At 63.0% G+C, this 26,277-nt stretch carries 17 protein-coding genes and 4 tRNA genes; 17 read left to right on the top strand and 4 right to left on the bottom strand.

Annotated features, from left to right (window positions below; genetic code table 11):
- Positions 1-31 precede the first annotated feature (31 nt).
- The 16 genes from brnQ to DWV20_RS00990 all read left to right on the top strand — a co-directional run bounded on the left by brnQ (position 32) and on the right by DWV20_RS00990 (position 20,365).
- On the top strand, positions 32-1,390 hold the full coding sequence (gene brnQ, locus DWV20_RS01060; protein ID WP_118256151.1) for a branched-chain amino acid transport system II carrier protein: 1,359 nt from the start codon (positions 32-34) through the stop codon (positions 1,388-1,390).
- Between the two features lie 91 nt (positions 1,391-1,481).
- A tRNA-Pro gene (locus DWV20_RS01055) sits at positions 1,482-1,558 on the top strand.
- Between the two features lie 6 nt (positions 1,559-1,564).
- Positions 1,565-1,638 (top strand) — tRNA-Gly (locus tag DWV20_RS01050).
- A 196-nt stretch (positions 1,639-1,834) separates the two neighbouring features.
- Positions 1,835-2,671, top strand: coding sequence for a formate/nitrite transporter family protein (locus DWV20_RS01045; protein ID WP_117786474.1), 837 nt, complete (start codon positions 1,835-1,837; stop codon positions 2,669-2,671).
- A gap of 186 nt (positions 2,672-2,857) precedes the next feature.
- Positions 2,858-4,312, top strand: coding sequence for an L-seryl-tRNA(Sec) selenium transferase (gene selA, locus DWV20_RS01040; protein ID WP_158566265.1), 1,455 nt, complete (start codon positions 2,858-2,860; stop codon positions 4,310-4,312).
- Positions 4,312-6,282: a selenocysteine-specific translation elongation factor gene (gene selB / locus DWV20_RS01035; RefSeq protein ID WP_118256149.1), complete on the top strand. Its 1,971-nt coding sequence runs from the start codon at positions 4,312-4,314 to the stop codon at positions 6,280-6,282. The genes selA and selB overlap by 1 nt, the downstream gene beginning before the upstream one ends.
- Before the next feature lie 72 nt (positions 6,283-6,354).
- Positions 6,355-6,451, top strand: a tRNA-Sec gene (locus DWV20_RS09880).
- A 262-nt stretch (positions 6,452-6,713) separates the two neighbouring features.
- On the top strand, positions 6,714-8,069 hold the full coding sequence (gene gdhA, locus DWV20_RS01030; RefSeq protein WP_117646557.1) for an NADP-specific glutamate dehydrogenase: 1,356 nt from the start codon (positions 6,714-6,716) through the stop codon (positions 8,067-8,069).
- 132 nt (positions 8,070-8,201) lie between these two features.
- Positions 8,202-9,104, top strand: coding sequence for a xanthine dehydrogenase family protein subunit M (locus DWV20_RS01025; protein WP_199575592.1), 903 nt, complete (start codon positions 8,202-8,204; stop codon positions 9,102-9,104).
- Positions 9,104-11,935: a molybdopterin cofactor-binding domain-containing protein gene (locus tag DWV20_RS01020; protein WP_118256148.1), complete on the top strand. Its 2,832-nt coding sequence runs from the start codon at positions 9,104-9,106 to the stop codon at positions 11,933-11,935. The genes DWV20_RS01025 and DWV20_RS01020 overlap by 1 nt, the downstream gene beginning before the upstream one ends.
- A 140-nt stretch (positions 11,936-12,075) precedes the next feature.
- Positions 12,076-12,159, top strand: a tRNA-Leu gene (locus DWV20_RS01015).
- 88 nt (positions 12,160-12,247) lie between these two features.
- On the top strand, positions 12,248-13,549 hold the full coding sequence (tig, locus tag DWV20_RS01010; RefSeq protein ID WP_233539741.1) for a trigger factor: 1,302 nt from the start codon (positions 12,248-12,250) through the stop codon (positions 13,547-13,549).
- A 163-nt stretch (positions 13,550-13,712) separates the two neighbouring features.
- A complete protein-coding gene (locus DWV20_RS01005; RefSeq protein ID WP_022095182.1) occupies positions 13,713-14,333 on the top strand; it encodes an ATP-dependent Clp protease proteolytic subunit in 621 nt (206 codons plus the stop codon).
- Between the two features lies 1 nt (position 14,334).
- Positions 14,335-15,741, top strand: coding sequence for an ATP-dependent Clp protease ATP-binding subunit ClpX (gene clpX, locus DWV20_RS01000; RefSeq protein WP_118256146.1), 1,407 nt, complete (start codon positions 14,335-14,337; stop codon positions 15,739-15,741).
- A gap of 337 nt (positions 15,742-16,078) precedes the next feature.
- Entirely contained in the window at positions 16,079-18,775 is a 2,697-nt protein-coding gene (locus DWV20_RS00995) for a valine--tRNA ligase (protein ID WP_118256145.1), read from the top strand.
- Positions 18,776-19,021: 246 nt separating this feature from the next.
- The gene (locus DWV20_RS00990) at positions 19,022-20,365 is read left to right on the top strand and encodes a folylpolyglutamate synthase/dihydrofolate synthase family protein (protein WP_118256144.1); all 1,344 of its coding nucleotides are present in this window, start codon (positions 19,022-19,024) and stop codon (positions 20,363-20,365) included.
- A 347-nt stretch (positions 20,366-20,712) separates the two neighbouring features.
- Here DWV20_RS00990 and DWV20_RS00985 read toward each other — a convergent pair whose 3' ends face one another.
- The 4 genes from DWV20_RS00985 to DWV20_RS00970 all read right to left on the bottom strand — a co-directional run bounded on the left by DWV20_RS00985 (position 20,713) and on the right by DWV20_RS00970 (position 25,282).
- On the bottom strand, positions 20,713-21,801 hold the full coding sequence (locus tag DWV20_RS00985) for a Xaa-Pro peptidase family protein (RefSeq protein ID WP_118256143.1): 1,089 nt from the start codon (positions 21,799-21,801) through the stop codon (positions 20,713-20,715).
- A 264-nt stretch (positions 21,802-22,065) separates the two neighbouring features.
- Positions 22,066-22,464 carry a DUF1667 domain-containing protein gene (locus tag DWV20_RS00980; protein ID WP_118256142.1) on the bottom strand — a complete coding sequence of 133 codons (399 nt, stop codon included), beginning with the start codon at positions 22,462-22,464 and terminating at the stop codon, positions 22,066-22,068.
- Between the two features lie 3 nt (positions 22,465-22,467).
- Positions 22,468-23,826 carry an NAD(P)/FAD-dependent oxidoreductase gene (locus DWV20_RS00975; RefSeq protein ID WP_199581720.1) on the bottom strand — a complete coding sequence of 453 codons (1,359 nt, stop codon included), beginning with the start codon at positions 23,824-23,826 and terminating at the stop codon, positions 22,468-22,470.
- 1 nt (position 23,827) lies between these two features.
- Entirely contained in the window at positions 23,828-25,282 is a 1,455-nt protein-coding gene (locus DWV20_RS00970; protein WP_118256141.1) for an NAD(P)/FAD-dependent oxidoreductase, read from the bottom strand.
- A gap of 485 nt (positions 25,283-25,767) precedes the next feature.
- Here DWV20_RS00970 and DWV20_RS00965 point away from each other — a divergent pair, with 485 nt between their 5' ends.
- Entirely contained in the window at positions 25,768-26,199 is a 432-nt protein-coding gene (locus DWV20_RS00965) for a zinc ribbon domain-containing protein (RefSeq protein ID WP_055251579.1), read from the top strand.
- Positions 26,200-26,277: the final 78 nt, after the last annotated feature.

The following is a 26,277-nucleotide window of genomic DNA, read 5'->3' as shown; positions in this document are numbered from 1 at the left end:
CCGTTTTTGTTTCGACCCGAAAGGTGGTCCCATGGCCTCATCCGCGCCGCGCGGCCTGCGCTCCGACCATGTCGTTACCGTCGGTATCGCCCTGTTCTCGATGCTCTTTGGCGCCGGCAACCTTATTATTCCGCCGCTGCTGGCGCTGCAGGCAGGTTCTGCCACGCCGGTCGCCATGCTCGGCTTTCTCATCGCCGCCATCGGCCTGCCCGTCATGGGCTTTATCGCCGTGGCACTTGCCGGAACGGCGCGCGAGCTTGCCGGCCGCGTGCACCCCAAATTTGGCGAGTTCTTTGTCGCGGCGGTGTATCTGGCTATCGGCCCGTGCCTGGCCATCCCGCGCACGAGCTCCACGGCCTTCGAGATGCTGGTGCCGCTGCTGCCCGAGGGCGTCTCGCTCGCCACGGCTCGCCTGGTGTTTGCCGTCGGATTCTTCGTGGTCGCATTTGCGCTCACGCTGCGTCCCGGCGTCATCACGCGCGTGCTCGGCCGCATTACGGGCCCCGCGCTCATCGCCCTTATCGTATTGGTCGTGGGCGCTGCCGTGATCTCGCCGCTGGGTCCCGCTGCCGCGCCGCAGGCTCCCTATAATGCCGGTGCTGCCGTGCAGGGCTTTTTGACCGGCTATCAGACCATGGACCTGCTCGCGTCGCTCGCCTTTGGCATCATCATCGCCGAGACCATTCATGAGCTGGGTGTTACCGATGACAACCGTGTGGCCTTCGAGATTTCGCGCTCCGGCGTGATCGCCGGTGTGCTCATGGCCATCATCTACTGCGGCCTGGCACTTGCCGGCGCGCAGCTCAGCACCGTGATTCCCGATGCCACCAACGGTGCCGCCATCCTCGCCCGTTCCGCCTCCATGCATTTTGGCCTTGCCGGCACGGTCGTGGTCTTTGCGATCTTCTTCCTCGCCTGCATGAACGTGTGCATCGGCCTCATCAGCTGCTGCTCGCGTTACTTCTGCGAGACGTATGTGGTTAAAGGGGGAGCGGAGGCTTCCGAGGAGGCTATGCGCCGCCCCTTTGCAATTCTCGCGTTTGTGTTCGCGGCGTTTTCGTGCGTGCTCTCCAACGTGGGCCTCGACGTGATCCTTATGTTTTCGGTGCCCATGCTCAACGCCTTGTATCCCGTTGCCATCGTGCTGGTACTGATGGGCCTGGTGCACGGCTTTTGCGACGCTCATCCGCAGGTGTGGGTCTGGGTCGGCGGCGTGGTTGCCGTGCAGAGCGTAATCACTTCGGCCCGTGATGCGTTCTTTGCTGGCGCGTGGCTACCGTTCGATGCGTTGCCGCTGGCAGATATCGGTGCTGCGTGGGCACCGGTTGCCGTGGTGGCGTTTGTGATCGGTCTGCTCCATAGTCGTTTTGTCGCACATTCGAGGAGCTAAGGCATCAATGCTTGCACAGGCGGGGAGTCTCCCCTATAATTTCCTTCGCTTTGGGACACGCAAGGTTTAGACCTTAGCTGCTCAACACCTTCGGGACGTGGCGCAGTTTGGTAGCGCGCCTGCTTTGGGAGCAGGATGTCGCAGGTTCAAATCCTGTCGTCCCGACCATATCTTGCGGGCGTAGTTCAATGGTAGAACCCCAGCCTTCCAAGCTGATGACGCGGGTTCGATTCCCGTCGCCCGCTCCACAAGATTGGTTAACGGCTTTGATTCTTTTTGGGATCAAGGCCGTTTTTGTGAGAGTACCGGGTGACGAACCCGTCGCTCCAAGTAATTTGCAGGTCAGAGGTACGTTTACTTCTGGCCTGTTTTGTTTTGACCATCCGGCGCGGGACATGTGCTTTGGCAATGCTTGTCCCACAACGTAAGAAAGAAGTGATCGACATGGCAGATTCCAAGGCAGAATACCCCACCTCCGATTGCCTGGCGCCCGCCGCGATCGAGGCGAAGACCGAGGCCGCAGGCGTTACCAAGGCCAACCTGCCGGTCTCGAAGGCCTTTTTGCTCGCCATGTTCGCCGGCGCGTTCATCGCCTTTGGCGGCCTGTTCTTCACGGTCTTTCTGAGCGATGCGTCCCTTGGCTGGGGCGCTCAGCGCTTTGTGGGTGGCCTTGCTTTTTGCCTGGGGCTGGTGCTCGTGCTTATTTGCGGCGCGGAGCTGTTTACCGGCAACTCGCTTATGGTCTGCGCGCTTAAGAGCAACAAGATCACGCTCGTCCAGATGCTCAAGGCTTGGGCTATTGTGTGGATCGGCAATTTTGCCGGCGCCCTGTTCGTTGTCTTTTTGATTTACATGGCAGCCATTTACAAACTCAACGGCGAGGCCGTCGCCAACACCATGGTGAGTGTCGCCGCCGGTAAGGTTACGATCGGCGCCGTTACCATCTTCTTCCGCGGTATTCTGTGCAACATCTTTGTGTGCCTGGCCGTATGGATCGGCACTGCCGGCAAGACCGTGGTCGACAAGGTCGTGGGCATTTTGCTGCCCATCGCCGCCTTTGTAGCATGCGGTTTTGAGCACTGCGTTGCCAACATGTACTTTTTGCCCATGGGCATTTTGATGCACTCCTGCGGCTATGGAGCCGATGTCGCCGGCGCCGATGCCCTCAACGCTGCCGGGTTGGCGCTCAACCTTACGGTCGCCACGCTGGGCAATATCGTGGGTGGCGCCCTGATCGTGGCGCTGGGCTACTGGTTTATCTACGCCAATAAGGAGGCCTAAAGCCACCAAGCCATAACCGACCAAAAAGGGACAGGTTTATTTTGGCAGGTTTTAGACGAGGCTCTTCGACGTCTTGTCACGAGCTGCCATAATGGACCTGTCCCTTTTGCGTGCGCGCCGGTATTTATTTGCCCGATGACGATCGCGGGGGACCAGCTTTTTATTGAACATGTCGAAAGGCTTTTCATGAGCGACTGCGAATCCATGTCTGCCGAGGTGCGCGGCCGCCTGCGTTCCATTCCCGCCGTTCACGAGCTGCTTGCCGAGTGGCCGGTCATGAAGGCTGCTGGCGATGCAGGCGACACGATGGTACGCGAGGCGATTGACGCCGAGCTCGATGCCGAGCGCGCGGCGATTCGCTCCGGCGCCCCTGCAAGGGACAAGCGCGAGCTCGCCTTGGCAATTGAGCAGCGGACCCATCGCCTGTCGCTGCCGACCCTGCGCCCTGCCGTCAACGCGACGGGCGTTGTGATTCACACCAATCTGGGCCGCGCTCCGCTCGCTCCCGCGGCGGTGCAGGCGGTGACCGATGTCGCCCGAGGTTACAGCACGCTTGAGTATGACGTCTCAACCTGCGCTCGCGGGGGCCGCAAAGAGCATGCCGCGCGTCTGCTGCGCACGCTCACGGGGGCGCAGGACGCCTTAGTTGTCAACAACAATGCCGCCGCGGTGCTTTTGGTGCTTGCCGCGCATGCCTTCGGCAAAGAGGTCATCGTGAGCCGCGGCGAGCTTGTCGAGGTGGGCGGCAGCTTCCGCATCCCCGACATCATGGCGGCTTCGGGTGCCAAGCTTGTCGAGGTGGGCTCTACCAACCGCACACATCTGGATGATTATCGAAACGCCATCACGCCCAACACGGCGATGATCCTCAAAGTCCATCCTTCCAACTACCGTATCGAGGGCTTCCACGAGGAGGTTTCCGTGGCGGAGCTTTCTGCGCTGGCGCATGAACATGGCCTGTTGCTTTACGAGGACCAAGGCTCAGGCGCTTTGCTTGCAGATGGGGTACTCGCCGATGCGGGGGAGAGGCCCACGTCCGTGTCTCTTGGCGCCGGCGTTGACGTCGTCTCGTGCTCGGGCGACAAACTGCTCGGTGCTTCGCAGGCGGGCATCATCCTCGGCAGCGCCCAGGCAATCGCCGCCTGCGCCTCTCATCCGCTTATGCGCGCGCTTCGCCCCGGTAAGCTCACGCTCGCGGCGCTCGAGGCCACCCTGCGTCTGTATGTGGCCGGTCCCGATACGGCACATCGTGAGATCCCGGTGCTCAACATGCTTTCCGCTGCGCCGGCTCCGCTCGAGCGTCAGGCCAAGCGCCTGCACGACCGCATGCTGCGCAAGCTTCGCGACTCTCAGTTCGAGGAGGCGGTGGAGCTGCAGGTTGTCGAGGGCGCCTCTGCTCCCGGCGGCGGATCGCTGCCGACCGTCGAGCTCCCAACATTTTGCGTTGCCGTCTGCCCCGTCGATGGGCGCCTATCTGCCGATGGCCTAAAGCGCGCTTTGGTTCAGGAGCCCGATACGCCGGTTGTGACGCGCGTGCGACACGACCAGGTACTGTTTGACGTTCGCACGCTTTTGCGCGACACCGACCTTGACCTGTGTGCGTCTGCGTTGGTGGATGCCGTGCGGGCGGGTTTGCGTTGATGACCGCGCTTGAGCTTGTCGAGTGTCCCGTTGTCGTTGGAACAGCAGGACACGTCGACCACGGAAAGTCGGCCCTTATCGAGGCGCTGACCGGCAAAAATCCCGACCGTCTGGAGGTCGAACGGCGCCGAGGCATGACCACTGAGCTCGGCTTTGGCGAGCTCGAGCTTCCCAGCGGCAAGCTTGTCGGCTTGGTTGACGTGCCCGGGCATGCGCACTACCTGCGCGCGATGGTACAGGGTGCCACCGGCGTGGACGTTGCGTTGCTGGTGGTTTCTGCCGTTGAGGGCGTGATGCCGCAGACGCGAGAGCACGTGTACGTGTTGGAGCTGTTGGGCGTGAGGCACCTCGTGGTGGCGCTCACGATGCGCGATCTGGCCGATGACGAGACGGCGGAGCTCGCCGAGCTCGACGTGATGGACTTCCTCAGCGATACCGTCTTTGCCGATGCGCCCGTGGTGCCTGTTTCCTCGCGCACGGGCGTGGGCATCGAGGACGTTCGCCTTGCCCTCGATGCCGCCATCGACTCTTTCCTGGCCGATGCCGCATCCCGCCCGGTGCGCCCCGGTCTGGCCCCGCGCCTGCCCATCGACCGCTGCTTCACCATCAAGGGATCCGGGACGGTCGTCACGGGCACGCTTCACGATGCCCCCGTAGCGGTGGGCGACGAGCTCGTCTCATGTCCCGCGGGCGTGCGCTGCCGCGTGCGCGCGATTCAGGTGCATGGTGATACTCCTCGGGCGTTGCCCGGACAGCGCGCGGCGCTCAACATCGTGGGCGACGGTGCGGGCGACCTTCCGCGTGGCGAGGTCCTCTGCGGGTCTGGTGCCGAGGGCTCGACGCTCAGGCTCATCGCCCGCTTCACGTATCTGGGGCGCGAGGGCACCAAGCCCGCGCCCTTCGAGTCCGGTACGCGCGTGCATGTGATGGCGGGCACGGCGGAGGTCCTCGGCCGAATCATGCTCATGGAGGGTGAGGGTCCTATTGAGGCTGGCGAGACCCGCATCGTGCAGGTCCGTCTGGAGGAGCGCCTTCCCGTGCGATCGGGCGACGGCCTCATTGTGCTCGCGTTCTCGCCGGTGGTGCTTATCGGCGGCGGTCGTGTTCTTCTTTCGCGGTGTCGCCGCTCGCGCGTCCTCTCCGCGGGCGAGTGCGCGCTGCTCGGGGCCCTGGATGCCGACGACCGCGCCGCCGCCGTTGCCGCATGGTTGGGGCTGCAGCGCCTGCCCGTGCCTGCCGCGGCCGCAGCCCGTGCTCTCGATCTTTCGGGTGCCGAGGCGGCTGCGCTCCTGCACGGGGCGGTTTCCTCGGGTGACGCCGTGGCGCTTCGTGCCGAGCGCTCGACCGAGGAGCTCTATGCCGCCCCCGCTGTGCTCGATGCCGCCCTCGCCACGCTCTCCGTCACGCTGGCCGCCATGCACGGGGCCGCGCCCAAGCAGACGGGTTTCACGCCGGGCGAGGTCGCGCATGCCGCCTGGCCGACAGCGGGCGAAGATGTCGCCTCCGCGCTCATCCTCGAGGGCTGTGTGCGCGGCATCTGCGCCATCGACGGTGCCGAGGTCTTCGACTCGCATTCCGCCGCTGCGGCGTTACGCGTGGTGCGCGAGGCTAGCCATCGCATTGTGGCCCTGCTGGATGAGGCCGGCCTCGACGCGCCGACGCTGCCCGAGCTGGGACAGCAGTTGCAACTCGATCGCGACACCATGACGCGTGCGCTGCGCGAGCTTTCGCTCAACCACTCGATCGTTAAGGTCGAGCACGACGTTGCCTTGTCCGCCGCCGCCGAGGCCCATGCGCGTGAGGTTGTTTTTGCGGCTATCGAGGCTGCCGGCGGCGCTACCACCACGAGTGTATTGCGCGAGGCCTTGGGTGTGTCGCGCAAGCGAGCGATCAGCATCTTGGAGCACCTGGATGCCGTGCGCTTTACCGCACTCGACAAGGATGCCGGCGGCCTAAGATCGCTGCGTTAGGGGCTTTGCATCGCTGCCCTGGTCCTCCTTGCAGTTGCGGGCTGTTCGGTTTGGTAAAATACCGCCACGCTTGGGAACGGATGGGCTCCGGTGGGCCCCGCGGTCCTCAAAACCGTTGCGAGGCGTGCAAAACGTCTTGGATGTGTTCGATTCACATACGTTCCCGCCAACGTATCTCGCCAAAACCACCACAAAGGTGCCTGTCCCCTTTGTGGTGGTTTTGAAACGTGCGGGAAACAGCTTCGAAACACGCAACTTGCACGTCAGGCGCTCAAAAACGCATCTACCTGCATCGTAATCAAAATGAAACATCCGCCCGCGGTCTTATTCGTAACTTTGCGGCAACAGTGCGATATTATCCATACTCGATAAAGCTCGCGGCGCATAGGGTGCCGCGACCGACACTTTTCTTTCCCATCATTGGAGGAAGCATGAGCTACACGCAGAAAGTTCTCGACGAGCTCAAGGCCCGCTATCCCGAGCAGCCTGAGTTCATCCAGGCCGCGACCGAGATCCTCGGCACCATCCAGCCGGCGCTCGACGCCCACCCCGAGTACGAGGAGGCCGCCCTGCTTGAGCGCCTCGTCGAGCCCGAGCGCATCGTCATGTTCCGTGTTCCCTGGGTCGACGACCAGGGCAAGGTTCAGGTCAACCGCGGTTACCGCGTCGAGTTCAACTCTGCCATTGGACCCTACAAGGGCGGCCTGCGCTTTAATCCGACGGTCACCCTGGGCATGCTTAAGTTCCTGGGCCTGGAGCAGATCCTCAAGAACAGCCTGACCACCCTTCCCATGGGCGGCGGCAAGGGCGGCTCCGACTTTGACCCCAAGGGCAAGTCCAACAACGAGATCATGCACTTCTGCCAGTCCTTCATGACCGAGCTCTATCGCCACATTGGCCCCAACACCGACGTTCCCGCCGGCGACCTTGGCGTTGGCGGCCGCGAGGTTGCCTACATGTTCGGTCAGTACAAGCGCCTGACCAACGAGTGGACCGGCGTCCTCACTGGCAAGGGCCTCTCCTTTGGCGGCTCGCTCGCCCGTACCGAGGCCACCGGCTACGGCCTGGTCTACTTTGTGGACGAGTACCTCAAGAGCCGCGGCGACTCCTTCGAGGGCAAGAACGTCGTCGTTCACGGTTCCGGCAACGTTGCTATCTATGCCGTCCAGAAGGTCGCGCAGCTCGGCGGCAAGGTGCTGGCCTGCTCCGACACCCACGGCTGGGTCGAGGATCCCGACGGCATCGACTACTCCGTGCTCGAGCACGTCTACAACCAGAAGCGCTCCGGCCACGACAAGGGCGTCACGCTCGCCATGTACGTTGACGAGAAGCCCGGTGCCGTGTGGCACGAGGGCGACGGCCGCGGCGTGTGGCAGCTGCCCTGCGACATCGCCCTGCCCTGCGCCCGCGAGAACACGCTGCTGCTCGAGGACGCCCAGGCGCTCGTCGCCAACGGCTGCAAGGTGGTCGGCGAGGGCGCGAACATGCCCACGACCATCGAGGCCACGACCTACTTCCAAGAGAACGGCGTCGCCTTTATGCCCGGTAAGGCTGCCAACGCCGGCGGCGTGCTCGTGTCCGGCCTGGAGATGAGCCAGAACGCCGAGCACCTGTCCTGGACCTTCGAGGAGGTCGACGGCAAGCTCGAGCAGCTCATGCGCGGCATGTTCCACAACGTGGACGACACCGCCAAGGAGTACGGCCAGGAGGGCAACTTTGTCATGGGCGCCAACATCGCCGGCTTCCTGAAGGTCGCCGACGCCATGCTCGCTCAGGGCGTCTGCTAAGCCCAGCTCGACATAGCACCTGATGAGGCTCCCAGCATTTGTGCTGGGAGCCTTTTTCTATGGTGGTGAGGGCCGTGCGCCCTCGTTTGGTACACTTAGGGGTACTGGACAAGTAAAGAGATGGGGGAGAACGTGCTCAAGTTCGGTACCTACGTCCGTGTTGGAAACGCGGCCGAAGCCTATGAGCTCTTACAGAAGAACCGCAACAACAAGATTGTGGGCGGCGGCATCTGGATGCGCCTGGGTTCGCGTCGCGTGGCGACGGCGATTGACCTTTCGGCCTGCGGACTCGATCAGATCGAGGAGACCGAGACCGAGTTTCGCATCGGTGCCATGTGCACCCTACGCCAGCTCGAGCGCCATGCCGAGCTCAACGCGCTCGTCAACAATGTCTTTGAGTTTGCCGTCCACGATATCGTGGGCGTGCAGCTGCGCAATACCGCCACGGTGGGCGGCAGCATCTACGGCCGCTTTGGCTTCTCGGACGTGCTTTCGGCTTTTTTGGCACTCGATTCATACGTTAAGCTGACAGGTGCCGGCCGCGTGCCGCTCGCCGAGTTTGTGAACATGGGCTACGTGCGCGACGTGATCGAGCATGTTGTGGTCGTTAAACACGACTACCGCGCAAGCTACGAGGCCGTGCGCAAGGCCGCGACCGACTTCCCCTCGCTGAACGTCACCGCCGCCTGGTGGGACGGCTCCTGGCACGTCACCGTGGGTGCCCGCCCGCTGCGCGCGACCCTGCTGCGGGGCGAGGCATGCGGCCTGGTGAACGAGCAGCCTTCCGAGGACGAGCTGTGCGCCCTTGCCGCATCCGTGCGTACCCTGAGCTACGGCACCAACCTGTGGGGCTCGGCCGACTACCGCCGCCGCATCTCGGCCCCGCTGGCGATTCAGGCCGTGCGCCGCGCCGCCGGCATTGAGCTTTCGGCCGCGCTTGTCCGCGAGCTCGAGGGCGTGCAGATTCCCAAGCACGCCACGGACGAGTATTCCTGCCGCCGCGTGCCCGGCGTCGATTCTAGCGAGGTGCGCTAATGGCTGCCAAACTCATCGATCTTTCTTTTACGCTCAACGGTCGCAAGGTCAAGGTTCAGATTGCCCCCGACACCATGCTCTTTGCGCTGCTGCGCGAGCAGGGCTGCGCGTCGGTACGCTGCGCCTGCGAAACCACCAACTGCGGCCTGTGCACGGTGTGGCTCGACGGCGACCCGGTGCTGAGCTGCTCGGTTCCCGCCGCGCGCGTCGAGGGCCGCTCCGTCACCACGCTCGAGGGCCTCAAGGCCGAGTCCGAGGCGCTCGCCCGCGCGATGGCTGCCGAAGGCGCCGAGCAGTGCGGTTTTTGCGCCCCCGGCCTCATCATGAACGTGCTGGCGCTCGCCCGCGCCGCCAAGGAGGACCCGACGCTCGTCGCCACGCGCGAGGAGCTCTCGCGCCAGCTCGCCGGCAATCTTTGCCGCTGCAGCGGCTACGAGAGCCAGCTGCGCGCCATCGTGCGCTTTCTCAACGAGTCCGGCGTGCGGGTGGGCTTTGAGATGCCCGAGCTGCCGGTCAACGACACCAGCTGCGACGGCGTCTCCTACAAGCAAATCACCCACAAACAGCCCAAGAAGGACTCGAAGGCCCTGCTCGAGGGCCGTCCGGTCTACACGGGCGACCTGGTGCCCGCCGGCGCCCTGATCGTCAAGCTCAAGCGCAGCCCGTATGCCCGCGCCAAGATCCGCTCCATCGACACGTCGCGCGCCCTGAAGGTGCCCGGCGTGGTGGGCGTCTATACCTACGAGGACGTGCCCAAGCGTCGCTTTACCATCGCCGGTCAGAGCTATCCGCAGCCGAGTCCCTACGACCGTCTGATCCTCGAGAACCTCGTGCGCTACCAAAACGAAGAGGTGGCGATCGTCGCCGCCGAGACCGAGGAGGCCGCCGATAAGGCGCTCAAGCTCATCAAGGTCGACTACGAGGTGCTCGAGCCCCTGCTCGACTTTACCCAGGCGCTCGATAACGACATCGTGGTCCACCCCGAGGGCGACGTGACCTTCATGTTCCCGCAGGGCGGCGACGTTCCCCGTAACCTGGTGTGCAGCGGTACCAGCGACTTTGGCGACCTGGACGAGGCCTTTGCCCAGAGCGACATCGTCTTTGAGCGCACCTACACCAGCCAGGCCACGCAGACCGCGCCCATGGAGACCTTCCGCGCCTTCGCGACGACCGACGCGTTCGGCCGCATCTCGGTGACCTCCTCCACGCAGGTGCCCTTCCACGTGCGCCGCATGGTCGCGCAGTCGCTCGACATTCCGCAGTCGCAGGTGCAGGTTATCAAGCCGCGCATCGGCGGCGGCTTTGGCTCCAAGCAGACGGGCTGCTGTGAGATCTTCGTGGCGTTCGTGACACAGCAGACCGGCCGTCCGAGCTACTGCTGCTACACCCGCGAGGAGACCATCACCGCGGGCAACTCGCGCCATCAGATGCAGATGACCGTTAAGCTGGGCGCCATGAACGACGGCACCATCACGGCCATCGACCTGCATACGCTGTCCAACGCCGGCGCGTACGGCGAGCACGCCACCACGACCATCGGCCTTTCGGGCCACAAGAGCCTGCCCATCTACAACCATGTGAAGGCGAGCCGCTTTAGGTGGGACGCCGTCTACACCAACACCAACCGCGGCGGCGCGTATCGCGGCTACGGTGCTACCCAGGGCCAGTTTGCCGTGGAGAGCGCCGTCAACGAGCTCGCCGACATGCTGCACATGGACCCTGCCGACCTGCGCCTTAAGAACATCGTGCGCGAGGGCGAGGTCATGCCGCAGTACTACAACGAGAAGCTCAACGCCTGCGCGCTCGACCGCTGCCTGCTGCGTGCGATGGACATGATCGGCTGGCGCGACAAGCCGCTGGCCGTGGACCTGGGCGACCACGTGCGCGCCCTGGGCTGCGCGCTCACCATGCAGGGCTCGGGCATCTCCAACGTGGACATCGCCGGCATCGACATGCGCCTGGAAGAGGACGGCTTTATTACGCTTTCGACCGGCGCCACCGATAACGGCATGGGCGTCGATACGATTCTGGCGCAGATTGCCGCCGAGGAGTTGGGCGTTGAAAGCTTGCTCATTGTGGTGCGCGGCGTGGATACCGACGTGTCGCCGTTCGACGCCGGCTCGTACGCGAGCTCCGGTACCTACGTGACGGGCCTGGCAGCCAAGAACGCCGCGACCGAGCTGCGCGAGAAGATTTGCGTCAAGGCCGCCCAGATGTGGGATGTGGACGCCGCCGACGTGGTCTTTGATGGCCAGTACGTGCGCCTGTCCGACGAGCGTGCCGCGCGCGAGCAGAACCGCTACCTCACGCTGCGCGACTTTGCCAACCTATGCGTCAAGAACATCGCGGGCGGCGACGCGCTCACCTCGCATGCCTCTGCCTGCCTGCCCGTTTCGCCTCCGCCGTTTATGGCCGGCATTGCCGAGGTCGAGGTCGATAAGGCCACCGGCAAGGTGACCGTGGTGGACTACGCGGCGGCTGTGGACTGCGGCACCGTGATCAACGAGGCGCTCGCGCGCGTCCAGGCCGAGGGCGGCATTGCCCAGGGTATCGGTCATGCGCTCTACGAGATCGTCGAGCACGACGACCGTGGCCGCCTGCGCACCGGCAACTTTATGAGCTACAAGCTGCCTACGCGCCTGGATATCGGCAGCATTCGCGTGGCCTTTGAGCCGAGCTACGAGCCGACGGGCCCGTTTGGCGCCAAGTCGATCGGCGAGGTCGTCATCAACACGCCGCTCGCCGCCGTGGCCTCGGCCGTCGCACACGCCACGGGCCACCAGGTCCGCTCGCTGCCCATCACGCCGGAGAAAGCGCTGCTGGGGGAGTAGCGGGTCGGCGAACAAGTCGTAATTGGCGGGGCGGGGCAACTCGACCCGCCTTTTGCACTCGTGGTGAGGTCGTGAGCCTGTAAAACGTGTGCGTGCGCTTGTCGCTCGTATCTGCTATCATTCCTAATCTGTGCGCTCATGCGGGCGTGGCGGAATTGGTAGACGCGCCAGATTTAGGTTCTGGTGGGATTCCCGTGAAGGTTCGAGTCCTTTCGCCCGCACCAACGCATCTGCGTCGGCCCTGGCCGTCGCGACTCTTTGTTGCATAAAGGTACCAGCACCTCAGATAAGCTGGGCAGTATGAGGAGGAACGTGTTGAACATCACCGCTTCTGACGTCAAGGACGCCAAGCTCACCGCTACGGTCACCATCCCGGCCGCCGACGTCGACGCCGCGATCAAGAAGGCTTACAAGGACACCGCCAAGAAGTACCGCTTCCCGGGCTTCCGCGCCGGTAAGGCTCCCCGTCCGGTTATCGACTCTGCTCTTGGCGCCGAGGCTACCCTCGCTCAGGCCACCAACGACCTGATCGCCGCCAACGAGCCCGCCGTCCTCAACGAGCTGGACATCGTCCCCACCAAGAACGGTGACTACAAGGACCTCGACCTCGCTAAGGATCACGAGGACTACACCTACACCGTCGAGTTCTCCCTGCGTCCCGCCGCTGAGCTCTCCTCCTTCGACGCTGTCGAGATCGAGATGCCCCCTGCGGAGGTCACCGAGTCCGAGATCAACAACCAGGTCGAGATGCTCCTCAACTACCGTGCCACCTTCGAGGATGTCGAGGGCCGCGCTGTCGAGTCCGAGGACTACGTTACCGTCGACCTCAAGGCCGTCGAGAACGCCGACAACTTTGCCGCCGAGGGCCGTATGCTCATCGCCGGTAGCGACAGCAACCCCGCCGAGTTCAACGAGGCTCTGATCGGCGCCAACGTTGACGACGTCAAGTCCGTCACCTGGACCGACGAGGCCGAGGAGGGCGAGGAGGCCGAGACCCACACCGTCGAGGTCACCGTCAAGGGCATCAAGGTCCGCAACACCCCCGAGCTCACCGACGAGCTCGTCAAGTCCGACTTTGGCTTCGACAGCATCGGCGCCATGCGCGACGCCATCAAGATTGAGATTGAGCAGGACAAGGCTTCCCGCCTGCCGGCCGAGAAGGAGAACCGTTGCGTCTCCGCTCTCGCCGAGCGTCTGCAGCTCGACGAGATGGACGCCGACTACGAGCAGTCCGTCTTTGAGGAGCTTGGCCAGAACTTCCTGTCCAACCTCGCTGCCCGCGGCATGACGCTCGACACCTGGCTGCCCGCTTCCGGTCTGACCATGGAGCAGTTCATCGGCGACCTGCATAAGCAGGCCAACGACGTTGCCCGTGAGTCCCTGGCTCTGGACGCCCTCGCGCGTGAGCTCAAGATTGAGGTCACCGAGGACGACATCAACGCCGAGTTCGAGAAGGCCGGCGTCAAGGACGTCGAGGCTTCCAAGGCCGAGTTCATCGCCGATGGCCGCATGCCTGCCGTCCGCGAGTCCATCCGTCGCTCCAAGGCCGTCGACCACCTGGTCGAGAACGCCAAGGTGACCGAGGTCGACGAGACCGCCAAGGACGCCGAGTAATTCTCGCCACCTTGCCCGCGAGCGCATGTATGTGCCCGTGATGGGGTAAAGTTAATAGCCGGTTATCCGGTTGCTTCGTACGGTGCCAGCCAATGCATAGCATGCGGGCACCGTACGTTTATCTAGAACCAATTTGGTCCGCAAGAGAGAAATGGAGATGCGTATGATCGCTAAGTTCGATTCCGCCCTCGTGCCATACGTTATCGAGCAGACGCCGCGCGGCGAGCGCAGCTACGATATCTATTCGCGCCTGCTCAACGACCGCATCATCTTCTTGGGCGAGGAGATCAACTCCGTCAGCGCCAACCTGGTCGTTGCCCAGCTGCTGCATCTTGAGAGCCAGGATGCCGAGAAGGATATCTCGCTCTACATCAATTCGCCCGGTGGCGAGGTTTACTCCGGCCTGGCGATTCTTGACACCATGAACTTCATCAAGCCGCAGGTCTCCACCATCTGCGTCGGTATGGCCGCGTCCATGGCCGCCGTGCTGCTTTCGGCCGGCGCTAAGGGCAAGCGCTTCTGCCTGCCGCACTCCAAAGTCATGATTCACCAGCCCAGCGGCGGTGCCCAGGGTCAGCAGACCGAGATTGAGATTGTGGCCGAGGAGATCAAGAAGACCCGCCGCGAGCTCAACCAGATCTTGTCCGATGCCTCGGGCCAGCCCATCGAGAAGGTCCAGGCCGATACCGAGCGCGACAACTACCTGACCGCCGCCGAGGCCCTCGACTACGGCCTGATTGACCGTATCGTCACCTCGCGAGATCTCGCCGCGAAGGATGCCTAGGATGGCAGGTAACATGCAGGACAACTTTGACGAGAACGGCAACCCCATCCGCTGCTCCTTTTGCGGAAAAGAGCAGGGCCAGGTCCGTCGCCTCGTAAAGGGCCCGACCAACATCTTTATCTGTGACGAGTGCGTCGCCGCCTGTTCCGAGATCCTTGAGGAGTCGCTGGCTTCGGACTTTATGGACGCTGCCCGCAACGGCAAGCTGCCGGGCTTCCTCAACGACCACGGCCAGGCTGCATCCCAGCCCGCCGTGGACCCCGAGGCCGAGGGCTTTGAGCTCGAGGACGACCGCCAGGTCATCACGCACGTGCCGACGCCGCACGAGATCTATGACGAGCTTTCGGCCTATGTTATGGGTCAGGAGGACGCCAAGCGCGCCATGTCGGTGGCCGTGTACAATCACTATCGCCGCGTGATCGAGGGCGGCGCCGCGTTGTCTGCCTTTGACGACGGCATGGGCTCGCAGATCGACGACGATATGGACGAGGTGGAGCTCGCCAAGTCCAACATTTTGCTGCTCGGCCCCACCGGTACCGGCAAGACCCTGCTCGCCCAGACGCTCGCGCGCATCCTCGAGGTTCCGTTTGCCATCGCCGACGCCACCGCGCTCACCGAGGCTGGCTACGTGGGAGAGGATGTGGAGAACATCCTGCTCAAGCTCATCAACGCCGCCGATGGCGACATTGAGCGCGCTCAGGTGGGCATTATCTACGTGGACGAGATTGACAAGATCGCCCGCAAGGCCGAGAACCTCTCTATTACCCGTGATGTTTCGGGCGAGGGCGTTCAGCAGGCACTGCTTAAGATTCTTGAGGGCACGGTGGCCAGCGTTCCGCCCACCGGCGGCCGCAAGCATCCCCAGCAGGAGCTCCTGCAGATCGACACGACCAACATCCTGTTTATCTGCGGCGGTGCCTTTGTGGGTCTGGACAAGATCATCGCCGACCGCGTGGGCAACAAGGGCGTGGGCTTTAACTCCGAGATCGCCGGCCCCACCTCGGTCGACGAGAACGACCTGCTGCGTCAGGTGCTCCCGCAGGACCTCAACGCCTTTGGCATGATCCCCGAGTTCGTGGGCCGTACGCCCGTTGTCACCCAGACGCAGGCGCTCGACGAGGACGACCTGGTGTCGATTCTGACCGAGCCCAAGAACGCCGTGGTGCGTCAATACCGCAAGATGTTCCAGCTCGAGGACGTTGAGCTGGAGTTTGAGGACGAAGCTCTGCACGAGATCGCCCGTATGGCGCTCGCCCGCAAGACCGGCGCCCGCGGCCTGCGTGCCATCTGCGAAGACGTGCTTCAGCAGACGATGTTCGACCTCCCCAGCGAGGAGGGTGTCGCCAAGGTCATCGTGACCGAAGCGGCGGTTAAGGGCGAAGAACAGCCCCAACGCATCTACGGCTAAATAGCTTGAATCCAGGTCCCGCGGCAACCACCGCGGGACCTGCTATTTAGGGACAGGTTTATTTTGGTCGGTTTTATATGGGCAACTGTCGTTTCCCCTGATAAAACCTACCAGAATAAACCTGTCCCTATTCGGCAGGTATGCCTGTGCTATTCTGTGAGATTGTTTAGCTAGTACCTTCAGACTGAAGTAATCGATACCTAAGGCGTGTCCGCCTGCTTGGTTTTCGTAGATTCCGCACGAGCCGAAGAGCACTAAATGTGCTCTTCGTGCGAGCCAGGACCTGACCGAGCGAAAACCAAGCAGGCGGACACGCCGGCGGGACAGGGAGAGATATATGGAAGAGATGCCCAAGAACTACGATCCGTCGACCAACGAGCCGGCGATCCTGCAGAAGTGGCTCGACGGCGGCTACTACAAGCGCCGCGAGGGCGTGGGCGACTGCACCGTCACCATTCCGCCTCCCAACGTGACCGGTAAGCTCCACATGGGTCACGCCACCGACGACTCCATCCAGGACGCCATCATCCGTATGGCCCGCATGCGCGGCAAGTCCACGCGCTGGGTGCTCGGCACCGACCACGCCGGTATCGCTACGCAGACCAAGGTCGACAAGAAGCTCAAGAGCGAGGGTATCAGCCGCCTGGAGATCGGTCGCGACAAGTTTGTCGACGCTTGCTGGGATTGGACCCACGAGTACGGCGGCATCATCGTCGAGCAGATCAAGCGCATGGGCTGCTCCGTCGACTTTGATAACGAGCGCTTTACCATGGACGAGGACTACGCGCAGGCCGTGCGCAAGGTCTTTTGCGACTGGTACCACGACGGTCTGATCTACCGCGGCAAGCGCATCGTCAACTGGTGCCCCAACTGCACTACTGCTATCTCGGACGACGAGGCCGAGTACAAGGACGAGAAGGGCCACCTGTGGCACCTGCGCTACCCGCTGACCGAGCCGGTCAACGGTCAGGACTACATCGTCGTCGCCACCACGCGCCCCGAGACCATGCTCGGCGACACGGGCGTTGCCGTCTCCCCGAAGGACCCCGATAAGGCCGCCTTTGTGGGCAAGACCGTCAAGCTCCCCATCGTCGACCGCGAGATCCCCATCTTCTCCGACTACCACGTTGACGCCAACTTCGGTTCCGGCTTTGTCAAGGTCACACCGGCCCACGACCCCAACGACTATGCCATGGGTCAGGCCCACGACCTGTCGCAGATTAACATTTTCGATGAGCACGCGGTAGTTGTTGAGGGCTACGGCGAGTTCACCGGCATGAACCGCGACGAGTGCCGCGAGGCCGTCATCAAGTGGTTCGAGGATCACGACCTGCTCGACCACGTCGAAGAGCTCGACCACTCCGTCATGCACTGCTACCGTTGCGACTCCGCGCTGGAGCCGTGGCTGTCCGAGCAGTGGTTTGTGGCCGTCGACAAGCTCAAGGGGCCGGCACTCGACGCCGTTAACTCCGGCAAGGTCACCTTCCACCCCGCGCGCTGGACGCAGACCTACACCACCTGGATGGAGAACCTCAAGGACTGGTGCATTAGCCGCCAGCTGTGGTGGGGCCACCGCATCCCCGTGTTCTACTGCGAGGACTGCGGCTGGGAGGACGCCCTGACCGAGGACACCGACGTGTGCCCCAAGTGCGGCGGTCATCACGTGCATCAGGACGAGAACGTGCTGGATACCTGGTTCAGCTCACAGCTGTGGACCTTTGCCACGCAGGGCTGGCCGCAAAAGCCCGAGCTGCTCGAGGGCCATCACCCCACGACGGCGCTCGTCACCGCGCGCGACATCATCGCGCTGTGGGTCGCCCGCATGGTCATGAGCTCGCTGTACTTCCTGGACGAGGTTCCGTTTAAGGACGTCGTCATCTACCCGACGATCCTTGCCAAGGACGGCAGCCGCATGTCCAAGTCCAAGGGCAACGGTGTTGACCCCATGGACCTCATTGGCATGTACGGCGCCGACGCCATGCGCTATAACCTGCTCACGCTGTGCACCAACAACCAGGACGTCAAATTTGATGCGAACATCGACAAGAAGACCAAGAAGCTTATCGACAGCCCGCGTACCGACCAGGCCAAGTCGTTTGTGACCAAGATCTGGAATGCCAGCCGCTTCCTGCTCATGAACATGGAGGGCTATACGCCAGGTGAGCCCGTCGTGGAGACGCCGGCCGACGCCTGGATGTTCAGCCGCCTTGCCAAGGCCGTCAAGATGGTCACCGAGGGTATCGAGCAGTACACCTTTGGCGACATGGCCCGCGGCGTGCAGCAGTTCTTCTGGAACGAGGTCTGCGACTGGTACGTCGAGGTCACCAAGGCCCGCCTGAAGGGCGAGGGCCGTCTACAGGCTCAGCGCAACCTGATCTTTGTGCTCGATACCTCCATTCGCCTGATGCACCCGCTCATGCCGTTCGTCACCGAGGAGATCTGGGACAACATGCCGGCGAGCGTGCTCGACCTGGACGCCGAGGGCAACGTGAACCGCGCCGAGGCGCTCATGATCGCCAAGTGGCCCGAGCCCGCCGACTACGACAAGTATGTTGACGAGGACGCCGAGCGCGCGTTTGAGCTGTGCCGTACCGTCGTGTCTGCCGCTCGCGCCACGCGTTCGCGTTATCGCTTGAGCCCCAAGGCCGAGCTCGACGTGGTCGTGCGCGCCGGCGCCGAGGACATCGAGAAGCTCGAGAGCCTGCGTTCGACCATCGAGCCGCTGGCGAACACCGCTTCGCTGGTCATGGGTACCGACGTCGAGAAGCCGGCTGCGAGCATCGCCGTGGTCGATAGCGGTGTCGAGGTCTTTGTGGTGCTCGAGGGCAAGGTTGATCTTTCGGCCGAGAAGGCGCGCCTGGAGAAGGAGATCGCCGCTGCGCAGAAGGAGCTCGCCGGCTGCGAGAAGACCCTTGCCAACGAGGGCTTTGTGGCTAAGGCCGCGCCTGCGGTGGTCCAGAAGAAGAGGGACCGTGCAGCTGAGCTCAAGGAGATCCTGGCGGCGCTGACTGCCCAGGTTGCAGACTTCTCGTAAGGTTTACTCGGGGGCGCGTCCCGATGCTTTGCTCTCCGCTGCGGACACCTATTCCGCCGTTCTAACGAACGGCGGCTGACTCGACGCTGCAAACGCCTCTGATGGCCAATCTGCCGTTCAACTTCGGGCGCATGGGCATAAGCCCTATGCGCCCTTGTTTCACGGCACCTTGGCTCATCAGAGGCGTTTTCGCTGACTATCCTCAACCTATACTGTTTTATTTTTCTATGAATGGCGGTTCTAAAAATGCCTAAGCGTTCCGGCTTGTATACCGTTCCTTTTGAGTTTGATTTGCTTTCGTTTGATGAGGCTGTTGGGCTGGCTGCTGATACGGGGCGGATTTCCGGGGATGCTGGTCCTTTGCTCGAGACGGTTGTCGATATGCTCGATGAGCTCGGGCGTCCGGATGAGTATTTCGATTGCATTCAGGTTGCCGGTACTAATGGCAAGACTTCGACCACGCGTTTTTCGGCTGCCATCCTTCGTGGTGAGGGGTTAAAGACCGCACTGTATACGTCGCCGCAGCTGGTGCGTTATCCCGAGCGCATGGAGGTTGACGGGCGCGTTGTGAGCGATGAGGCGTTTGCCCGTGGCGTTTCTGCCGCTGTTGAGGCGGGACATCGAGTGAATGCCCGTCGTGTGGCGGCGGGGGAGCGCGCCTATTCCATCACGCCGTTTGACTTGCTGACGGCTGCCGCGCTTGTCGTGTTTGCCGAGGCTGCGGTGGATGTTGCCGTGCTCGAGGTTGGCATGGGCGGACGCTGGGATGCTACGAGCGCGACCGATCCCGTCGCCGTTGCCATTACCGGCATCGGGCTCGACCACACACGAATTTTGGGCGATACGCTCGAGGCTATTGCGGGGGAGAAGGCTGCGGTTATTAAGCCTGGGCGCCTGGTTGTTTTGGGCGAGGGCACGCATGAGGTGAGTGTTCAGCGCGTGATGGATGCGCGTTGTTGCGAGTGCGGCATTGTGCCGCTGGTGGTGAACCATGCCACGACCAAGGTGCCGGAGCACGTGGGCGATACCGTGGAGTTTAGCTGTACTACGCCGCGTGCCATCTATACGTCGAGCATGGTTAAGCCGGCGTATCAGCCGCAGAATGCCGCGTGTGCGATCATGCTGTGCGAGGGGTATCTGGGTCGCGAGCTCGATCATGACAAGCTCGATGCGTCGCTTATGGGCTGCCCCACGCCGGGTCGCTTTGATGTGCTGGGAACCAATCCGCTCAAGCTGATCGACGCCTGTCATAACCCTCAGAGCTGCGAGAACTTTGTGAGCGCACTGGACGAGATCGATTCGTGCGTAGAGAATCGCCCCACGCTGCTGTGCGCCGCGCTGGCCGATAAGGACGTGGCGGGTATCGTTGACGTTCTGGTTCCGGCGTTCCCCCGCGTGGTCGTAACCCAGACCGATTCCGATCGCGCCTTGCCCGCACAGGAGCTCGCCGCCCTAGTGGACGCCGACAAGCTCGCGGGTGTGTATCCCAGCGTGCCCGAGGCCCTCGCGGCCCTCGATGCCGCGGGCGAGGCTTTCGTTGCCGCCGGCACCATCACCCTGGCCGGCGAAGTAGCGGGCCTGCTCCGTTAACCCATCCCCACATCAGTTGCGGTGAAAACGGACTGTTTTACAAGCAAGAAGCCTCAAACAGTCCGTATATCACCGCAACTCAAAAGCAGTCAATTTGGGACGGGGCTTTTTGGCTGCCCTGTGCCCCGAGTTGACTCGCTTGCCACGAAATGGGCCTATTTACTACGTTTGACCGGTAACCCTCAACCATACCGAGAATTGCGAAATCAAAACCGCAGGTAAAGGGCTTGCCAGTTTTGCGAAAACACGGGTATGGTCGACCCACGCGGGCTAAACGTAGTAGATAGGCCGTTTTTGTGGCGGCATTCATGTGATGCGGCAAAGGGACAGCCCCTTTGCCGCATTGCCTAGTCTAAGCGGACCGGATCGTGGGGGTAGGCGTTGAGAATCTCGACGCCGTTCTCGGTCACCAGGGCTAGGTCCTCGATGCGGACGCCGGTGTGACCGGGGAGGTATATACCCGGTTCGATGGAGAACGTCATGCCTGGCTCTACGACTTGCTCGTTGACCAGCGAGACGTCGCCCGGCTCGTGGTCCTGCAGGCCGATCGAGTGTCCCAAGCGGTGCGTAAAGTACTGCCCATAGCCTGCGTCCTCGATCACATCGCGTGCGGCGCGGTCCAGGTCGCACATGCGCACGCCCGGTGCGATGAGCGCTTCGGCGGCCTCGTTGGCGCGGCGCACGATGTCGTAGATGCGTGCCGTCTCCTCGTCCGGCTCGCCCCAAAAGAACGTGCGCGTCATGTCCGAGCAGTAGTTGCGATGGCGTCCGCCAATGTCGAACAGCACCACGTTGCCGCGCTTGAGCACGGTGCCGTCGGGCTCGTGGTGCGGGTCGCCGGCGTTGGCGCCAAAGCTTACGATGGGAGGAAAGCTAAAGCCCTCGCAGCCGTGCTTGCGATACAAGCCGAGCATCTGGTCGGCGATTTCGCGCTCCGTCACGCCTTCGTGGACGAGTTTGATGGCATCGGCCATCACGGCGTCGTTGGCGGCGGAGGACGCGCGCATGAGCTCCTGCTCGGTGGCATCCTTGTGGGTGCGCGCGGCGGTGACGGCAAAGTCACCCAGGAAAAACTCGCTGGCGGCGTGGCGCTCCATGAGGGGCATTAAGAAGCCAGAACGCATGACAGTGTCGATGCCAAGCGGCTTGGTCGGATCGATCTCGCGAGCGATGGCATCGGTCACGATATCGGTATCGGTGTGGTAGGCAACGCGGGCATTGTCATACTCTGGCAGCTGGTGCAGGGCGTTGACTAGGATCACCGGCTCGGCACCGCGCGCGAGCAGCACGCCGCAAAAACGCTCGAACATATCGGCATAAAAGCCGGTTAGGTAATAGATCGACCACGGGTCATTCACGAGCAGCTGCGCACCGGGGTGCTGAGCCTCGAGCGCATCGAGCACGCGCGCCACGCGCTGGTCATCGACATGTGCCATGAAACATCCTTTCGCTAGGCTGCCACCATGGTATCCCAAGCCCGGTACATAGGGACGTTCCTTTTATGCCGGCACTTCGGGACACTCCTTTGCATCCCATGCGCGCCCTCATAAGTTGCGGTGAAATACGGACTGTTTAGCGGCCTGAAGCCATAAAACAGTCCGTATTTCACCGCAACTGCGGAGGAGGACCGGGTGGATGGGCGGGTAGCTAAAAGAGCTCCGTCCCTAATTAGCTAAAGAGCCCCGTCCCCAATTAGCTACTTAGGCTCGGTCGATGTCCATGCTGGCGATAAGGTTGATGTTGGTGTCTAGGAGGTTCTCTAGCACGACGTCGCCCATGCGGATGGCTCCCTCGACGACCACGCCGCGGATGAGGTCCATAGCTTGGGCGTGAAGCTCCAGCGGGATGGCTTCGGCCGTGCGCACGGGGAGAAGGGCTTCGTCGCCGCCGGAGACGGCCACGGTCGTTGTGAGCACGCGCATGGGGCAGGTGAGCTCTTGATGTGCGAACGTATCGCCGCGCGGGCAGTTGTTACCGGTTACGGAGCGCACTTCCACCACGGTGCCATTGGCGTCGTGCTCCGCCTCTACGGTCAGGAGGCACTCGGATGGGCAGGTGGTGCAGTTGAACCGCAGCGTCTCGGTCACATTCGTACTCATGAGCTATGCCTCCTCAACGGGATCGACGGACAGGACGATTTCGCTGGCACCCAGGTCGAGTGCGCGTTGAATCACCTTAGCCGGCAGCGGGAAGCTTTCCATGACGCTCGGTTTAAACGCGCGGACTTTGCCCGCAAACATTTCTTCGCCGTTGGCCAAGATGCGTACTCGAGCGGTATCGACCGGCCGGCGTACGCGGAAGTTGAGCTTGGTGAGCGCCACAGCCGTAATGCGTCCCGGCAGCGCGTAGCCCGCAATGCCGGCAGGGGAGACCGTGAGCTCGCAGCTCGTGTCCGCGACCGCGTTCGTTTCGGCTCCGTCACCCAGCGCGTACGCCGCCGCGGCCGCGCCGGCGCGCTCGGACTCGGTCGTTACATTGTCTGCCAGGTCGTGCACGTGCAGCACGTTGCCGCAGGCAAAGATGCCCGGCACGCCCGTTTGCAGGTTCTGGTCCACCACGGCGCCGCGCGTACGTGGGTCAAGCTCAACGCCCGCGCCTACCGAAAGCTCGTTTTCGGGAATCAGACCCACCGAAAGCAGCAGCGTGTCGCACGGAACGATGCGCTCGGTTCCCGGAATGGGTGCCAGGTGCTCGTCGACTTGGCTCACCTCGACGGCCTCCACGCGATCGTGTCCGATCACGCGCGTGACGGTGGTGGACAGGTGCAGCGGAATGCCAAAGTCGTCCAGGCAGTTCTTGACGTTTCGGCGCAGACCGTTGGCGTATGGCATGAGTTCGTACACGCCCTCGACCGAAATCCCCTCGAGCGTGCAGCGGCGCGCCATGATCAGCCCGATGTCACCTGAGCCCAAAATGACGGCGCGCGAGCCGGGCTTGAGGTTTTCGATATTGATGTATCGCTGCGCCAAGCCGGCCGTAAACACGCCGGCGGGTCGGCTACCAGGGATCTTGATCTCGCTGCGCGTTCGCTCGCGGCAACCCATGGCAAGGACGATCGCGCGCCCGGTGAGCTGCAGCATGCCGTCGCGGCTCATGAGCGTGACGGTATGGACCGCGGTGTCTTCCGTAGGCTCGCCTGAATCAATCCCAAGCACCATGCTGTTCAGGAACAGCGCAATGTCGGTTGCGTGCACCTGGTCGATAATGCGCTGCGCGTACTCGGGACCGGTGAGCTCCTGTTTAAAGTGCGACAGGCCAAAGCCGGGGTGGATGCATTGGCGGAGGATGCCGCCCAGGTGCTGCTCGCGCTCCACGATGGCCACGCGTGCGCCCGCCTTATGCGCGGCCATCGCGGCCGCCATGCCGGCGGGTCCGCCGCCGATAACGACCACGTCGAAGGCCTGCGTTGCCACGGCCTCAACGACGCCGCAATCAATCGCACTCGATTTGAATTCCGCCATCCTAGCGCACCCCCTTCAAAGGTCCCTCGACCAGCCAAGATCCGGCATCCTCCAACAGCACTTCGCTGGGGTCGCAGCCCAGCTCGCGCGCCAGGATCGCCACCACGCGGCTCTGGCAAAAACCGCTTTGGCACCGACCCATGCCGGCGCGGCAGCGGCGCTTGACGCCCTCGACCGAAATCGCGCCCGGACGGCGTCGGATCGCGGCCACAATCTCGGCCTCGGGCACCGTTTCGCAGCGGCAGGCGATCTGCCCCCACGCGGGATCGGACTCAATGAGTTCTTCCTTGCGAGCCAGCGGTGCGCGGTCAAAGTCGTCCGGCGCGCGGCGAATTGGATTCCAGTCCGCCCGCTCGTGCAGCTCCACGCCCGCCTCACGCATCACAAGCTCCATGCGCTCGGCAATGGCAGGCGCGCTCGCCACGCCTGGGGACTGAATGCCCGCCGCTTGGAAGAGCCCCGGCACCACGGCCGACTGTCCAATAAAGAAGTCGTTCGTTCCCCGAATGACCGGACGCCCGCCGGCAAACGCACGAACCACGCGGCGCGTCTCCAGGTCGGGCACCAGCTTGCGCGCGCCGTTCAGGAGCGCGTTTACATCGCTCGCATAGGTCTGCGTGTCGCCCGGCTCGCGCACGGCGGCCGTCGCGGTAATCACGGTGTTGCCATGAACGGTCCCCGTCACGATGACGCCTTTCGATATCGGCGTCGGAACGGGGTAGAGCGGCATGAGCGTGCGCGGCTCCTTGTCCAGCACCACGATGTTGCCCTGACGCCAGACCATATGGAACTCCTCGGCGCCCGCCATATGCGAGATGTCCGCGGCTCCGTTGCCCGCGGCGTTGATCAGGTAGCGGCAGCGCACGTTGCCAGCGGGGGTTGCCAGCGCAAAGCGTGCGTCTTCGCCCGAGCTCGCGACTTCAATCGCTTCCACCGGTGCGGAGCGCATAAACATCACCCCGTTGGCCACGGCGTTCTCCAGCGCGGCGATGGCAACCTCAAACGGGTCGACAAACCCAGTCGAGGGGCACCACAGCGCGCATGTCGCCTTGGTACTGGCGCGCGGTTCTAATTCGTGGATGCGGTCGGGTCCGACGATTGACAGCTCGGGCACCCCGTTGGCCAGGCCATTCTGGCGCAGCTTTTCCAGATGCGCGCGGTCCTCGTCGTTAAAGCCCAACACCATCGACCCGGTGCGGCAGAACAGAAAGCCCAGCTCCTGCGCCCACGCACCGTACAACTCGCAGCCACGGGCGTTGACCTGCGCCTTTACGGTGCCCGGTGTCGGATCGTAGCCGGCATGCACCAGGCCGCCGTTGGCCTTCGACGCGCCCAGCGCGATGTCGTTGGCCGCCTCGACCACGCAAATGGACAGGTCATAGCGCGCGAGCTGCCGCGCGATGGCGCATCCGGTAATGCCCGCGCCCACAATCGCGATATCAAACGTTTCCGTCACAGTGCCTCCCAGACAAGTTGACAGGCTGTCAATAGGACTATCTTACGGTCTGCACACCCCCGGTGCGGCGGCAATGCGGCGAACAGCCCCGCAACACCCGCCAACGGCAGGCAAGGGGAGACCCGGCACGGATGTTGACCTCGTCTGTCGACAGCTGCGGCAACCGTTCGTCTCGACCTGTAACAGTTAGCTGACGATCTGGGTTCTAGATGTTACAGATCAAGACAAACCTTCCGGCGGATTTTGAATGTCTCGATCTGTAACAGTAAGAGGGGTTTTGGGGCCCCAGTTGTTACAGATCGAGATTGAAGTCGGGGAGGGACCCCTGTGTCTCGATCTGTAACACCTAGACCCGGATTCCGCTCCCACTTGTTACAGATTGAGATGTTTGTGTCCGCGCCGGCCCCGTACCCAGCCGTAGTCCCATATAAACAAACCCCGTGGTAAACTTGACCGGATTATAAATATTCCGAAAGGTATCCGTAATGTCCAAGTACATCTCCGAGCTCATGTCGCCGCAGCTTATGGGCGTCGTCTATGCCTTCGTTGGCTTTATCATCGCCCTGTATGTGCTGTCGGTCGTCTATGTGTTCATTGACGCTCGCCGCCGCGGCGCCAGCGCCTACGTGGCATGGGGCATCATCGCCCTCATCCCGTTTGTAGGCCTCATTGCCTACCTGGTCTTGCGCCCGCACTCCTACGCGTCCGACCGCGAGGAGCAGGAGTTGGACATGGCCCTGCGCGAGCGCCAACTTGCCCAGTACGGCACCTGTCCGCAGTGCGGCGCGCCTATCGAGAAGGACTTCGTCGTCTGCCCGGTGTGCGATACTCAGGTTCGCAACGTATGCCCCAGCTGTCATCGCCCGCTCGATGCGCACTGGAAGGTCTGTCCCTACTGCCGAACTCGCATCCAGTAACGCATCCATCGCCGGGCCGGCCGCAAGCCACGGGCACGCCGCAAGCCACGCGCGCCCCGCAGTCTCGCCCCACACGAT

Source organism: Collinsella sp. AF02-46-1 (assembly GCF_003465825.1).
GTDB lineage: Bacteria > Actinomycetota > Coriobacteriia > Coriobacteriales > Coriobacteriaceae > Collinsella.
This window is presented reverse-complemented; position numbering and strand designations above follow the sequence as displayed.